The organism is Pseudomonas mucoides, assembly GCF_015461845.1.
In the GTDB taxonomy this organism is placed as follows: domain Bacteria; phylum Pseudomonadota; class Gammaproteobacteria; order Pseudomonadales; family Pseudomonadaceae; genus Aquipseudomonas; species Aquipseudomonas mucoides.
The window spans coordinates 1,151,690-1,165,282 of sequence record NZ_JACOPW010000002.1 but is presented as its reverse complement, the minus strand read 5'-3'; the positions used below and the strand labels follow the sequence as shown (position 1 = coordinate 1,165,282).

The window sequence follows — 13,593 nt, the reverse complement described above, 5'->3', positions numbered from 1 at the left end:
CGGCCGTGAATGCCCCGTACGCCTGATTACCTGCTCCGGGCTCCGGAAGGGAGGGTTGGCACATGCTGGATGCGCTTTCTGATGTTTTGCGAGTGATTCGGCTGTCTGGAGGGGTGTTCCTCGAGGCGGAGCTCACCGCGCCCTGGTGCATTAACGGCAGGCTCTCGGCGGATGACTGCAGCCCGTTCCTGGCGGCGCCCCGACACGTCATGTCATCGCATTTTGTCGCGGCGGGGCACATGCAAATAAGCATCGACGGTGGTGCCGCCATCGACGTGGGGGCCGGCGAACTCGTGCTGCTTCCGCGCAATGACGCTCATTCGTTTGGCAGCGACCTGAGCGTTGAGCCCATGCTGGTGAAGGACGTTATCCAGCCGCCGGAAGTCGGCGCGATTTCACGGATCAACTGCGGCGGGGGCGGCGAGGCCACACAGTTATTGTGCGGATTCCTCGGCTCTGAAACGCCCTTCAGTCCGTTGCTGTCGTCGCTGCCATCCTTGTTGAAACTGGACTTGCGCGCGACGGCTTCGGGCGCCTGGATCGAAAGCTCCTTCCGTTTCGCGGTCAGTGAGATAGCGGCGGGGCGCGTCGGCTCGACAACGGTCATCGCCAAGCTCTCGGAATTGTTGTTTGTCGAGGCCGTCAGCCAGTATGTCGCCAGCCTCCCCGCGGAGCGGCGCGGCTGGCTGGCAGGGTTGCGAGACCCGCACATTGGGCGCGCACTGGCGCTGCTCCATGCCCGGCCAACCGACAGCTGGACGGCAGAAGCCCTGGCTCAGGAGGTGGGCATGTCGCGCTCGGTGTTTGCGGAGCGATTCACGGCATTGGTCGGACAGCCACCGATGCAATACCTGACCCTCTGGCGTATGCACGTGGCGGCTCAACAGCTGCGCGAGGGTCGCGGTAATGTGGCGCAGATCGGCTTTGCCGTCGGCTACGAATCCGAAGCCGCGTTCAGTCGCGCCTTCAAGCGCCAGTTCGGCACATCCCCTGGCACTTGGCGCAGACAATCGGCATGAGCCGTGACGGCTCGCTAGGGTCAAACAGGGCGAAGTGGCGGCCTCTGATGAAGCCGCCCTGTTTCGCCTGTTTGATCAGTTGCCGTTTGGCATCGACAAGTTGATGCCTTCTTTTTTCAGCGCATCACGTACGTATTGGAATTTCTGGTACTGCGACAGTTCGATCGGCCCGTCATAACCCATGCTTTGCAGTTTGCGTGGCGGGTAATCGACGTAGGTTTTCATCAGCTTCATGATCGCTGCCGTGATCGGCACCATCGTCCAGGTGCGCTCGGTGAAGTTGTTCATGAACAGGTCATAACGCTCTTGCGGGTCTTGCCACAAATCGAAGACTTGCGGCACGGTGGCGACATATTTTTCGGCGCCTTTCCACCCCAGGTTGGAGTCCACCGCCAGACCACCGGTTACTGCGCCATCGTCGCCGCGCAGGTTGAACACGGCCTTGTAGTTCCCGACACGGGCCGCCCCCGGCGACAATTCGTTCTCGGTAAAGTAGAACCACTCCTTGCGTGGAGAAGGGCCACTGGCAGTGAGTACGGGGGTCATGTCGTAGCTGTCGAAGATGATCGGCTGACCTTCACGATCTTTCTCGGGCAACTTCACGCCAGCAACCGAGGCGAAGGTGGCCATCAAATCCAGGCCCCCGAGTAACTCGTGGTTTTTGGTGTCTGGCTTGATCTTGTCTGGCCAGACGGCAATGGCGGGCACGCGGTTACCGCCTTCACGCACCGTGCCCTTGGTTCCGCGGAACGGGGTGTAACCGGCATCCGGATACACATCCTGCCAGGCACCATTGTCCGTGGTGTAAACCACCAACGTGTTCTTATCCAGGCCGAGCGCCTTGAGCTTGTCCATGATCCGACCGATGTGAGTGTCGAGTTCGACGATCGAGTCGGCGTACTTGGACTTGGACATGGACTTATGAATGAACTCCGGTGCCGGCATGTTGGGCTGGTGCACTTTCATGAAGTTGATGTTGATGAAAAAGGGCTTGTCCGATTTGGCCGCGGTGTCGAGAAACTCCAGCGCGGCTTTTTCGACGTAGTTGTCAAAGAACGGAATGCCGACCACGCCGGGCTTGCCGTCAACCACAGGCGTGTCGACGTACTGGCCGTTGATCTTGAATTCCTCGACCGGTTTTTCACCCGCCTTGCCGGACAACGCGCCCTTGGTCACCCGTTGAAACATGGCGCGGGTTTCCGGGTCCATGTCGGGGAACCAGGTCGGGTCAGCGTAGGTGTAGGCATTGAGGTGGTACAGGCCGACGTATTTCATCACGTCATAACCCTGCGCGTTGGGTAGCGCATAGTCGGCTTCGCCCAAATGCCATTTGCCGGTGAAATAGGTGTCATAGCCACCGGTTTTCAACACCGATGCCAACGTCCACTCGGCGGCGGGCAGACCACCGCCCTGGCCCTGGAAGGCCACGGTCGTCATGCCGCTACGGTTGGGGATTCGCCCGGTTTGCATGGCCGCGCGACCGGGTGTGCAGCTGGGCTGGGCATAAAACGAGTAAAAAGTGACACCTTCTGCCGCCAACTGATCGATGCTCGGCGTGGGCATGCCTCGACCGACGCCACCGCCGTAGGGGCCCAGGTCGCCATAGCCGGTATCGTCGGAGACGATAAACAGAATGTTGGTCTTTTCCGTTTGGGCCGCGTGGGCCAGTCCGTTGAATGACAAAAGCGCAGCAAACACTATAGATAGCCTGAAACGATCCGATAGCTGTTTCATACCAGGATTCCTCGTTGTTTCATGGTGCTGGCAACCGGGCGATGAGTGCACAACAACATTGACCCTTGGTGCATTGACCACCGAGCAATTAGCCTAGGTTCTGCGTACAGAATCATTTTCCCCTTGTGATATGACCCTCCGCAGATACAGGCGCAGGAAAAGTCTAGTGCGTTTTTTTCAAGTAGACGGGGCGATTGCGATGTTGGGGTGGTGTATGTAACGCCAGGATTACAACCCGAATAAATCCCAACCAAGAATACAATCGCCACATACAGCCCGACTCGACTCGACTCGACTCAACAGTGACTAGAGGTGCTTTATCGAGTCGCGTGCGCCACATCGCCACAGAAAATATCGGCGCTGCCATCCTCGGGTGAAGTACGCACGACAATGGAGTACTTGCCAGATAACAGGTCTGGCATTTTTATCGGCGCGCTTCTGTAAAAGGTCCATCCGCCGGTCCCCGCATTGGGTTCGGTATTGACCTTATCGTTCATGGCGAACGCGGCAGGCCCGGGTTGCTGGCAACTACCTTTGTTGATGAAGGTGTAGAGGCGCGGGGGCAGGATGGTTCCGTTTGGAACGCCGGTTATGTAGAAGTCAAAGTTGGTTTGATTGCCTTCGCCAGTCAAAGTGGTCGTGGCGGTATGACCGGGGTTCCTCTGGGTCGCTGTCAAAGGAAGATTCATTGACGGGTTTGATGAGTGGGTGCAGCCGAAGAGACTTGCTGTGATCAATAGTGCTGACAGGGGGGGACAGAGTTTCATTGCCAACCTCCAATAGTGGAAGAAGTGCGGTGGGGGGACTCTTGGGTATAGCTCATGCACGCGGCGTTGCGTTCTTGAATATCCCGCGCTGTCGCCAAAGTGCATGATATTTCGGCAGGCGAACCACTAACCTTGATCTTTTTTCACTGCGCTTGTCATTTGGGCCAGAACGGTTTCACGCTGACAAATTTCCTCTTCGACACCCCTCACTTCGTTCATGTAAACCTCGACGGCGGGCGGCAGTGAGCGCTCTTTCAGGTAGATAAAACCATAGCGGGTGCGCAGGGCGAGGTCATGGAGGATTAATGGTACGACCTCGCCGGCGAGGAACTCTCGCTCAAAAGTCGATAAATTCCCTACCGCGAGGGCGTTACTGTTCTCGACGAATTTAACGATTTGCATGGGCACGTCTATTTCAATTGCCGGTACAAAATCACCATTCACTGCATCGTATGCACCGGCACAGCCCAACGTTGCCGGGAGTAAGTGGCTGGACAGTCGCAGCGGAATACGCGAAGCCACCCAGGGATAATCGAGTGTTTGCGCCAACGTCAATGCCCGCTTTTGCGAAAGCAGAGGATGGCCAGGCCGACAAAACAAGCGTCCCTGGTGCTCACCCAACAACTCACAGGTGAATTCGTCCCGCCCCTCCAGGGTGCTGATTTCGGCAATCCCCAAATCCACTACGCCGGTCGCGACCTGATGAGCCACGTCACGCCATCCGGCAACATGGGCCGTGACTTTGATGTGCGGATGCCGGGCGTGCAGCCGCGCGATGCTGGTGTATCCGCTGGTCATACTTGGATAGGGACCCAAGGCCACTTTCAGCGCTCCGATATCACCTCCCGCCAGCAAGGCAATGTCACGCCGCAAATCTTCCTCGGCCACTAACAAGCGTCGACTTTTTTCACGAAGCAAATGACCGAACGCCGTCAGCGCAATGCCTTCAGGGCGTCGGTCGAACAGCGTGACGCCCAGTTCATTCTCCAGCAACTGGATGCTTTTGCTCAGTGCCGGCTGGGAAACCCCTAACGCTTTGGCCGCTCGACCAAAGTGCGCATGTTCAATCAATGCCAAAAACTGACGTAAGCGACGGGGTGTCATCTCATAACCTTTATGTTATCGAAACTCACTGAAACGGAATTTTTCGTAATGAGATGAATATGCTATTCATGGCCTGGCGGGTCAAGTTGACGCGTACCCCAACAATAAAATCGAGCGCAATTGTCCGCATTGACGCTCTTGGCAGCCCTTGGTACAGGAACCCCCTCATGCACAACAAGACCCTTCATCTGGCACTGGCAATGACGCTGGGCTGTGGCGTTAGCCCTGGCATTTTTGCTGCCGATGCAAACGGCGCAAGTTCTGATCTTTCCACAACAAAAAGTGCGCACTTCGATACCAAAGGCAAACCGCCTTCGGCCTACACGATCGAACTGCAAAACGGTGTACGCAAGACACTTCCGTTCGCTGATAAACGAGATTTTGAAGAGGCCAGGAAAGGTTTTATTGCGGCACCGACCTACAACAAGATCATGGCCGAAGCCGGAAATGTCGCCTGGAACATGGGCAGCTATGACTTCCTGCTCGACGGCAAGGACTACGACAGCATCAACCCGTCGTTGCAGCGTCAGGCGATACTCAATATGGCCTTCGGTCTGTACGAGGTGGTTCCGGACAAGATTTACCAGGTGCGCGGGTTTGACCTGGCGAACATCACGTTCATCAAGGGCGATACGGGCTGGATTGTGTTCGACACGCTGATGTCGAAGGAAACCGCCAAGGCAGCGCTGGACTTTATCAATGAAAAAATCGGCAAGCGCCCGGTCGTAGCGGTGGTGATCTCTCACTCCCATGCCGACCACTTCGGTGGCGTGCGCGGGTTGGTCGACGAGGCCGATGTGCGCAGCGGCAAAATTCCGCTGATAGCACCCACCGGTTTCATGGAACATGCCGTGGCTGAAAACGTCTACGCCGGTAACGCAATGACCCGGCGGGCATTTTTCCAATATGGCGTGTTGTTGCCGCACAGTCCGTATGGCCACGTCGACATGGCCATCGGAAAAAATGCGTCCATCGGCAACATGGGCCTTATCGAACCCAATCGCTATATCTCGAAAGATTTCGAGACCCTGACGATCGACGGCGTGGAAATGGAATTTCAAAGTACGCCGGGCACCGAAGCGCCAGCGGAGATGAATACCTGGTTCCCGCAGTTCAAGGCATTCTGGGCCGCGGAAAACATCGTCGGCACCATCCATAACATTTACACCCTGCGCGGTGCTCTGGTCCGTGATCCGCTGGTCTGGTCGAAGAACATCAACAACGCTTTGTATCGCTACGGACAGCAGGCGGACGTCATGTTCGCCGCGCACAGTTGGCCACGTTGGGGCAATGAGCGGATTCAGGACATCATGCGCGCGCAACGCGACGCCTACGCCAACCTGAATAACGCCGTGCTGCACGCGGCCAACCAGGGCGTCACCATCAACGAGATTCACAACGTCTATAAATTGCCAGACAGCCTGAAAAACAACTGGGCGACCCACAGCTACCACGGCTCCGAAGAGCACAATAGCCGCGCCGTGATCAACCGCTACCTCGGTTACTGGGATGCCAACCCGGCGACGCTGATGCCGCTGTCACCAAAGGATTCGGCACCGCTGTACGTGGAAATGATGGGGGGCTCAGAGAAGATCATGACCAAGGGCAAATCCTTGTTCGATCAGGGCAAATACCGCGAAGCCTATGAAATTCTCAATAAGCTGGTGTATGCCGAACCCCAGAACACCGAGGCCAAGGACTTGCTTGCGGACGTCTATGAGCAGGTCGGTTATCAGAAGGAAAGTGCAGGGGTGCGCAACAGCTTCCTTGCGGCGGCGTATGAGTTGCGCAACGGCATGCCAAAGGGTGTACCGCCCAAAACCACCGGGCCTGACATGATTCGCGCCATGAGTACCGAGTTGTGGCTGGAGTACCTGGGCATCGCGCTGGATGGCAGCAAAGTGGCGGATCAACACTTCGTCTTGAATCTCAAGACGCCCGACAACGGTGAGCAGTTTGTGGTTGAGTTGAGCAATTCAACTCTGACCAATATCAAGGGGCAGCAAGCGAAAAATGCCGACCTTACGATCACCCTTGATCGTGCTGATCTTGAAGGCGTAATGGCGAGGAAAACCAGCTTCGCTCAACTCGTTGGGGCCGGCAAAGCCACGTTCGTGGGCAATCACAAACCTTTCGAACAGTTGATGGCCGCCATTACCCCGTTTACCCCCACCTTTGAACTGCTGCCCGGCACGCAGCAGTAACCATCAGGGCCGCGTTTTTTCTGTTGAGGCTGAAGCTACCTCGCGCACCTGCTGACACCAGGTGCGCGAGGTGCGCAAAACCGACATGACGTTGGTGGCCTGGCGGGTGAGGGTGCCCTCAATGCCGGGTGCCTGATTCAAGTACTGGAAGGCTGGGCGCCCTGGTTTGGCGGTTTCTACTACCCGAGTCGACGTGCGAGATTCGGGAAAATTGCACATTGATCACTGTTGCCTACGCTTATCTCTTGCTTTGTCGATTCAGGTGATGAGCAATGGATTTAATACAGCGATGGAGTTACACCTCTACGGCACTGTTCGCTTCATTGTGCTTCGTGCCCATGGCCCAGGCTGAGGACTCGGCAGAATTGGCCAAACAAGCCCTCAACCCGGTGGCAGCCATGTACAGCCTGCCGGTGCAGTACAACTGGGACCAGAAAATGGGGCCGACCGGAGAGGGCATGCACAGCGTGACCAATATTCAGCCGGTCCTGCCATTTACCCTCAATGACGACTGGAACCTGATTTCACGCACGATCCTGCCGGTCATTGATCAACATGGTTTGGCACCTGACGGCGCGGCGGACAAGTCCGGTGTTGGCGATATCACCCAGAGCTTTTTCTTCTCGCCGAAAAAGCCCACGGACAGTGGCTGGATACTCGGCGTCGGCCCGGCAATATTGATTCCTACCGGCAGTGATGAATTGCTCAGTAGCGAGCAGTGGGGCATCGGCCCGACCGCGGTTGCGCTGAAACAGGCCAATGGCTGGACGCACGGGATACTCGCCAACCACATCTGGGGGCTGGACGGCAGCCCGCCGGACAACAAGGAAAAGGTCAACCAGACCTTCCTGCAACCGTTCCTTTCCTATACAACCAGCACCCTCACGACCTACGGGGTGAACACTGAGTCCACCTATAACTGGCAGTCACGCGAATGGTCCGTGCCGGTCAATCTGACGGTCACACAACTGTTGAAAATCAGCGGGCAACCCCTGACGGTGCAAGCCGGGCCACGGTACTGGCTCGACAGCCCGGATGACGGGCCACAGGGGTGGGGGTTTCGATTCGCGGTGACGTTGTTGTTTCCACGCTGAAACGGAGGCGACTGCTAGAGCTGAATCATGGACCCTCGCCGGGTTGACCGGAGGGTGTGCCCAGGGCGATCACGATGAATTCATCACCGCCGGTTCGGCCGATGATGTCACTGGCGCTGAGGCCATGCTGCAATTGGGTGGCCACACTGCGCCTGCCCCTATGAACATGCTCGATAACCTCAGCACCCTGAAAATCTTCGCCCGTGCCGCGCAGACCTTGGGCTTCACCGAGGCCGGCAATCAACTGGGGCTTTCGTCATCGGCCATCGGCAAGACGGTGGCGCGGCTTGAGCAGCGCTTGGGTGTGCGTTTGTTTCATCGCAGTACGCACGGCATTCAACTGACCGACGAAGGGCAGCAGGTGCTCAACGCCTGCCAGCGAAAATTCAATGAGCTGGAAACCATGGAGGCGGAGCTTGCCCAATCCCGCGTGGTGCCCCGTGGCCGGCCAGCCCCTTTCACTCGCCGAAGCTGCGGGTGTTTGTCGACTTCATGGCCCAGCATCGGCTGGCGGCGTCCGCTGAGGCAACACCTTCGGCGTCGCTCAACGTTTCGCCGATGCGGCGCACGGCCTGAAATCTTGCCAACAGCGTCTACCTCAACGTCGCAAAACCCTCAAAGCAACCGTTCAATGGCAGAATCCCCTCAACTTGACCGTTTTGGAGAACACCATGCTTCGTGCGTTTGAACGAAGGCTCGACCCTTTTCCTCCTGATGAGGTGCCACCACCGCCCGCCGGCCTGGCTCGCTTCCTGTGGGCCTGCACGCGGGGCGCCCGCGGTTACATTCTTGCGCTGGCGCTGCTCAGTGCCGCTGTGTCGATTTACGAAGCCTGGCTGTTTTCCTTCCTCGGCCAGGTCGTGGACCTGCTCTCGACCTGGCAGGCCGGCGGTGAAGCGGCTGCGCAGGAAAGTCGCGTGTTGTGGGGCATCGGCATCGTCATGGTGACCAGTGTCGGGCTGGTGGCGTTGCGCACCATGGTGCAGCACCAGATCTTGGCGATTAACTTGCCGTTGCGGCTGCGCTGGGACTTCCATCGCCTGATGCTGCGGCAAAGCCTTTCGTTTTTTTCCGATGAGTTTTCCGGCCGCGTCACGACCAAGGTGATGCAGACGGCGCTGGCCGTGCGCGACGTGCTGTTCACCCTGATCGAGATCGCACCCGGGATCGGGGTGTATTTCATCGCGATCATCGCCCTGGCCGGCGGCTTCGCCCTGAAACTGATGCTGCCGTTCATTGCCTGGGTCGCGTTGTTCGGGCTGGCCATGCTGTACTTCGTGCCTCGCCTGGGGAAAGTCGGGCAGGAACAGGCCAATGCGCGGTCGATGATGACCGGGCGTATCTCGGACGCCTACACCAACATCACGACGGTGAAACTGTTCTCCCACTCCAATCGTGAAGCGCATTTCGCGCGTGCCGCGATGGAGGATTTCAAGCAAACCGGCTTTCGTCAGATGCGCCTGGTCAGCCAGTTCGAGATCGTCAACCAGGCGTTGGTGGTGGGTTTGATCATGGCAGCCGGTGGCTATGCACTGTGGCTCTGGCACCAGGGTGAGGTCGGCGCAGGTGCCGTGGCGGCCATCACCGCCATGGCGTTGCGTATCAATGGCATGTCGCACTGGATCATGTGGCAAATGACCTCGCTGTTCGAGAGCATCGGCACCGTGCAGGATGGCATGGCCACCTTTACCCGCGGTCCCAAGGTGAAGGATGCCCCGGACGCGGGCGTGCTGGTGACCTCCGGTGGCGCGGTCACCTTCGATAACGTGAGCTTCAACTACAACGGCGAACGCCAGGTGCTCGATGGCCTGAGCCTGAGCATCCGCGCGGGCGAAAAAATCGGCCTGGTGGGCCGCTCCGGCGCCGGCAAATCCACGCTGATCAACCTGCTGCTGCGCTTCTATGACGTCGACAGCGGGGAGATTCGCATTGACGGTCAGAACATCGCACACGTGACGCAAGACAGCCTGCGCGGCGCCATCGGCATGGTCACGCAGGACACCTCGCTGCTGCACCGTTCCATTCGCGACAACATCGCCTACGGCCGTCCCGATGCGACCGACGCACAAATCCGCACCGCCGCGGCCAATGCCCAGGCCCACGAGTTCATCAGCCAACTGAGCGACCGGCAAGGCCATACCGGCTACGACACCCTCGTGGGTGAGCGCGGCATCAAGCTGTCGGGCGGCCAGCGCCAACGCGTCGCGATTGCCCGGGTGATGCTCAAGAACGCCCCGATCCTGCTGCTGGACGAGGCCACCAGCGCGCTGGATTCGGAGGTCGAAGTCGCGATTCAGGAAAGCCTCGATGAAATGATGCAGGGCAAGACCGTGATCGCGATTGCTCATCGGCTGTCCACGATTGCGGCCATGGACCGGCTCATCGTCATGGATGACGGACGCATCATCGAGCAGGGCACCCACACCGAACTGCTGGGGAAGAACGGCCTCTATGCGCGGCTGTGGGAGCATCAAAGCGGCGGGTTTTTGGGTGAGGATATGGGGCTGGTCGAGGCGATGGATCAGGTGTGAGCGTGGAGGGGCTTTCCAGGCGGTGTCGAGTCGACGGGAAGGAAAGCCCGCAGGCCAGACAGCGATTAGCCGTGCTCAGGTTTTCCTGCATTTTTAATCCAGCTATCCAGCTCTGTAACCATTTTATTGACCTCACTGTCTTCCCGTTCCGAGGGGCGAATGATCGCGTTCCAGGCGATATCCAGACCGTCATTCAGGGACGCCCACGCAAGCTCCCCGCGCTCAAGGCTGGGGGCTACCAAATCGCGTTGCAAGATGCTGATTCCGTAGCCTGAGCGCACCAGTTCGACGATGGCTTCGATCAACTCCACCGTGATCATGCGGCGCGGCAAAATGCTGGCGGGGGCGAAGAAACGGTCATATTCCCAGCCGCTGGCGCGATCGGTCGAATACGTCACCAGGTTGTAGGTCTTGAAGTCTTGCGCGTAGATGTTTTTCCTTCCGGCAAGGGGATGATCGGTTGCCATGATCGCAATCAAGTCGTCCCGAAAAAGCGGCAACCTGGCGACACCGCTAGGCACCATGCCGTCATCGATGATGGACACATCGAGTCTTCCTTGCATCAGGCTCGCATAAACGTCATTACGGGGCACGGTCACCAGCGTGATTTCGATGTCTGGCCGCAGACTTGAGTAGTGCTTGATGAATTTCGGAATCCAGCGAAACGGGCCGTAGGAGGTGACACCCATGCGTACAAACGCCGTGACGCCACCGGCCATGGACCTGGCCTCAGACTCGGCTTCATTGAGTATCGCAATGATGTCTTTGGCTGCTCGTTCCAGGCGTGCGCCAGCAGGGCTGAGCCTGAGCTTTCCTCCTGATCGTTCCGTCAGGCTGACACCCAGCCGCCGCTCGGCTTCGCGTAGGCGGTGACTGACTGCCGAGGGCGTCAGCCATAGGCGCTCGGCAACGGCGGTTACCGAGTCCACCTCCGATAGGGTTTGCAGCATCACAAGGTGATCCAGTGTGAGTCTCATGGCAGGCGACCTGAAAATAATTCACAAAATTGCGTAAAATTATGAGCGTGACTTGTTTTTTGTGACGATGCAATCTGAATCCAGCAGAGCCACTGGAGACCAACAAAAATGACTACCTTACCTTTCACACCTGCACTGACCCTGGGCGATATCATCGACCTTGAGCGTTATCCCATTACTGACCGCACCAGTCCCGCCTACCTCGCACTGGTTGCTCAAAGCCAGTCATTGCTGGGGGAGGAGGGTGTTGCAATCTTCCCGGGTTTTGTTCGCGATCCATCGGTTGTCGAGATGGCAGATCAGACACTAGCCCTGCATTCGCGCATGTTTCATTTTCGGGAAAACCACACGGTTTACTTCAAGCCTCAAGATGAAAGCGTTGATCCGCAACATCCGCTAAGACGATTGATGAACACGGCAAAAGACACCGTTGCCTACGCCGATATTCCGGCCGAGCATTTGATCAGGCAGATCTATCAGTCGGACGACGTCCTTGCTTTCATCAAAGATGTATTGGCGCTGGACGCGCTCTATCGCCATGCCGATCCATTAGCTGCCCTTAACTTGCAGGGCTTCACGGAAGGGCAGGAATTGGGCTGGCATTTTGACCGTTCCGACTTCAGCGTCACGCTGTCTCTTCAGGCGGCGAATGCCGGTGGGGATTTCGAGTATGTGCGCATGCTGCGCAATGAAAACGACGATTGTTATGACGCGGTCAGGCAATTCCTCGATGACCCGAAAACACAGCAGGTAGAGGTTTTGCCTCAAGTTCCCGGCACCCTGACATTGTTTCGCGGCCGCTATTCATTGCACCGGGTGACGCCGGTGGAAGGGGACCGGCTGAGGCTCAATGCGGTGTTCGCGTACGTGGACCAGCCCAATGTTGAGTTCAGTGCCTATGCCCGCCAGTTGTTCTACGGACGCACCTCCGTAGACCCGGTTTAAGTTTCGCCAATCACAATAAAAGCAATTGATTCACGCCTTGGCTTCACGTGTATGCGCACAGACTCGTCCATGCTGAATCTGATGGACTCGTTTGTTCCTGTGTTGCACACAACAGTTCGCTGCCCCCAATAATAATCATTCGGAGCGTCTGATCATGAAAAACAGGAAGAGTTTGCTGGCCTCGTTGCTCACCCTTGGCCTGCTCGTTGGTAGTGCTTCAAGCCAGGCTTCAGGATGGTGTGAGTCGGGCAAGCCGGTGAAATTTGCCGGCCTGAATTGGGAGAGCGGGATGCTCCTGACCGACATCATGATGATTGTGCTCAAGGACGGTTATGGCTGTGCAACGGATCAGTTGGTGGGTAATACCATCATTCTTGAGACCGCTCTGGCCGGCAACGACATTCAGGTGTTTGGCGAAGAATGGATGGAACGCAGCGAGGTCTGGAAAAAGGCTGCGGCAGCCGGAAAAGTCGTCGGGGTTGGCGCGCCTATTATTGGTGCGACACAGGGCTGGTATGTACCGCGCTATGTTGTTGAAGGGGACGTTAAACGTAACAGGCCAGCGCAAGCTCCTGACCTCAAGACAGTCGCTGACTTGAGCAAGTACGCGAGCGTCTTTCACGACGCTGAGGAACCTTCAAAAGGCCGCTTCTACAACTGTCCCGCGGGTTGGATTTGTGAGCAGGACAATACCGAGATGTTGAAAGAGTACGGTCTCGAAAACACCTTCACGAATTTCCGTCCAGGCACCGGTGCCGCATTGGATGCGGCGGTCCTGTCCAGCTATAAACGCGGTGAACCGGTACTGTTCTATTACTGGTCACCGACACCGCTGATGGGGCAGATCGATGCGATAAGACTGGAAGAAAAGACGGGCGCCAACAAAGACGTTATCACCATGGTCGGACTCTCCAAGGCTTTTCATGAACAAGCTCCCGAACTGGTCGCGGTTCTGGAGAAGGTCAACATTCCCATCGACCTGTTGAATCAGAACCTGGCGAGGATGACCCGGGAACGCATCGAATCTCCGAAGCTGGCCAGGATGTTCCTCAAGGAACACCCGGAAGTCTGGCACGCCTGGGTAGATGAAGCGGCGGCAAAAAAGATCGAGGCATCGCTCTAACCGATCTTGAGGGCAAGGATGCCCGCCCTTTGTAACGTCCCTCTTAACACACGCTTACTACTGATTTTTACTGCTTCTACACAGAGGCGGCTCTA

Annotated in this window: 11 protein-coding genes; 7 read left to right on the top strand and 4 right to left on the bottom strand. The window is 57.5% G+C overall.

All coding sequences use genetic code 11. The features are described from left to right. Positions 1 to 62: 62 nt before the first annotated feature. Positions 63 to 1,019 carry an AraC family transcriptional regulator gene (locus tag H8F22_RS14035; protein ID WP_027925182.1) on the top strand — a complete coding sequence of 319 codons (957 nt, stop codon included), beginning with the start codon at positions 63 to 65 and terminating at the stop codon, positions 1,017 to 1,019. Positions 1,020 to 1,094: 75 nt separating this feature from the next. Here H8F22_RS14035 and H8F22_RS14030 read toward each other — a convergent pair whose 3' ends face one another. The 3 genes from H8F22_RS14030 to H8F22_RS14020 all read right to left on the bottom strand — a co-directional run bounded on the left by H8F22_RS14030 (position 1,095) and on the right by H8F22_RS14020 (position 4,624). After that, positions 1,095 to 2,753 carry an arylsulfatase gene (locus H8F22_RS14030; protein WP_027925183.1) on the bottom strand — a complete coding sequence of 553 codons (1,659 nt, stop codon included), beginning with the start codon at positions 2,751 to 2,753 and terminating at the stop codon, positions 1,095 to 1,097. Positions 2,754 to 3,070: 317 nt separating this feature from the next. Beyond that, positions 3,071 to 3,520 carry a hypothetical protein gene (locus H8F22_RS14025; protein ID WP_027925184.1) on the bottom strand — a complete coding sequence of 150 codons (450 nt, stop codon included), beginning with the start codon at positions 3,518 to 3,520 and terminating at the stop codon, positions 3,071 to 3,073. A gap of 126 nt (positions 3,521 to 3,646) precedes the next feature. Continuing rightward, positions 3,647 to 4,624: a LysR family transcriptional regulator gene (locus H8F22_RS14020; protein WP_027925185.1), complete on the bottom strand. Its 978-nt coding sequence runs from the start codon at positions 4,622 to 4,624 to the stop codon at positions 3,647 to 3,649. Between the two features lie 167 nt (positions 4,625 to 4,791). On the opposite strand from H8F22_RS14020, the gene H8F22_RS14015 reads away from it, so the two are divergent. The 4 genes from H8F22_RS14015 to H8F22_RS13995 all read left to right on the top strand — a co-directional run bounded on the left by H8F22_RS14015 (position 4,792) and on the right by H8F22_RS13995 (position 10,453). Further along, complete coding sequence (locus tag H8F22_RS14015; protein WP_194940334.1) at positions 4,792 to 6,828, top strand: alkyl/aryl-sulfatase; 2,037 nt, start codon at positions 4,792 to 4,794, stop codon at positions 6,826 to 6,828. A gap of 338 nt (positions 6,829 to 7,166) precedes the next feature. After that, positions 7,167 to 7,922: a transporter gene (locus tag H8F22_RS14010; protein ID WP_407692651.1), complete on the top strand. Its 756-nt coding sequence runs from the start codon at positions 7,167 to 7,169 to the stop codon at positions 7,920 to 7,922. A 43-nt stretch (positions 7,923 to 7,965) separates the two neighbouring features. Further along, a complete protein-coding gene (locus tag H8F22_RS32650; RefSeq protein WP_228758767.1) occupies positions 7,966 to 8,610 on the top strand; it encodes a LysR family transcriptional regulator in 645 nt (214 codons plus the stop codon). Then, complete coding sequence (locus H8F22_RS13995) at positions 8,594 to 10,453, top strand: ABC transporter ATP-binding protein (RefSeq protein WP_059182625.1); 1,860 nt, start codon at positions 8,594 to 8,596, stop codon at positions 10,451 to 10,453. Before H8F22_RS32650 ends, H8F22_RS13995 begins: the two co-directional genes overlap by 17 nt. Positions 10,454 to 10,518: 65 nt before the next feature. Here the strand turns inward: H8F22_RS13995 and H8F22_RS13990 are convergent, their stop codons facing one another. Then, positions 10,519 to 11,403 (bottom strand): LysR family transcriptional regulator, encoded by an 885-nt coding sequence (locus tag H8F22_RS13990; protein WP_407692650.1) that lies wholly within the window; start codon positions 11,401 to 11,403, stop codon positions 10,519 to 10,521. A 135-nt stretch (positions 11,404 to 11,538) separates the two neighbouring features. Here H8F22_RS13990 and H8F22_RS13985 point away from each other — a divergent pair, with 135 nt between their 5' ends. Both H8F22_RS13985 and H8F22_RS13980 read left to right on the top strand, forming a co-directional pair. Further along, positions 11,539 to 12,375, top strand: coding sequence for a HalD/BesD family halogenase (locus H8F22_RS13985; RefSeq protein ID WP_027925191.1), 837 nt, complete (start codon positions 11,539 to 11,541; stop codon positions 12,373 to 12,375). Positions 12,376 to 12,529: 154 nt separating this feature from the next. Further along, positions 12,530 to 13,498 (top strand): ABC transporter substrate-binding protein, encoded by a 969-nt coding sequence (locus H8F22_RS13980; RefSeq protein WP_059182626.1) that lies wholly within the window; start codon positions 12,530 to 12,532, stop codon positions 13,496 to 13,498. Positions 13,499 to 13,593 lie beyond the last annotated feature (95 nt).

What these genes read in the sequence shown, in the direction of transcription:
- H8F22_RS13985 (WP_027925191.1), top strand. Translation starts at nt 11,539, where the DNA reads ATGACTACCTTACCTTTCACACCTGCACTGACCCTGGGCGATATCATC.
- H8F22_RS13995 (WP_059182625.1), top strand. Translation starts at nt 8,594, where the DNA reads ATGCTTCGTGCGTTTGAACGAAGGCTCGACCCTTTTCCTCCTGATGAG.
- H8F22_RS13980 (WP_059182626.1), top strand. Translation starts at nt 12,530, where the DNA reads ATGAAAAACAGGAAGAGTTTGCTGGCCTCGTTGCTCACCCTTGGCCTG.
- H8F22_RS14030 (WP_027925183.1), bottom strand. Translation starts at nt 2,753, where the DNA reads ATGAAACAGCTATCGGATCGTTTCAGGCTATCTATAGTGTTTGCTGCG.
- H8F22_RS14035 (WP_027925182.1), top strand. Translation starts at nt 63, where the DNA reads ATGCTGGATGCGCTTTCTGATGTTTTGCGAGTGATTCGGCTGTCTGGA.
- H8F22_RS13990 (WP_407692650.1), bottom strand. Translation starts at nt 11,403, where the DNA reads ATGCTGCAAACCCTATCGGAGGTGGACTCGGTAACCGCCGTTGCCGAG.
- H8F22_RS14010 (WP_407692651.1), top strand. Translation starts at nt 7,167, where the DNA reads ATGGCCCAGGCTGAGGACTCGGCAGAATTGGCCAAACAAGCCCTCAAC.
- H8F22_RS14025 (WP_027925184.1), bottom strand. Translation starts at nt 3,520, where the DNA reads ATGAAACTCTGTCCCCCCCTGTCAGCACTATTGATCACAGCAAGTCTC.
- H8F22_RS14020 (WP_027925185.1), bottom strand. Translation starts at nt 4,624, where the DNA reads ATGACACCCCGTCGCTTACGTCAGTTTTTGGCATTGATTGAACATGCG.
- H8F22_RS14015 (WP_194940334.1), top strand. Translation starts at nt 4,792, where the DNA reads ATGCACAACAAGACCCTTCATCTGGCACTGGCAATGACGCTGGGCTGT.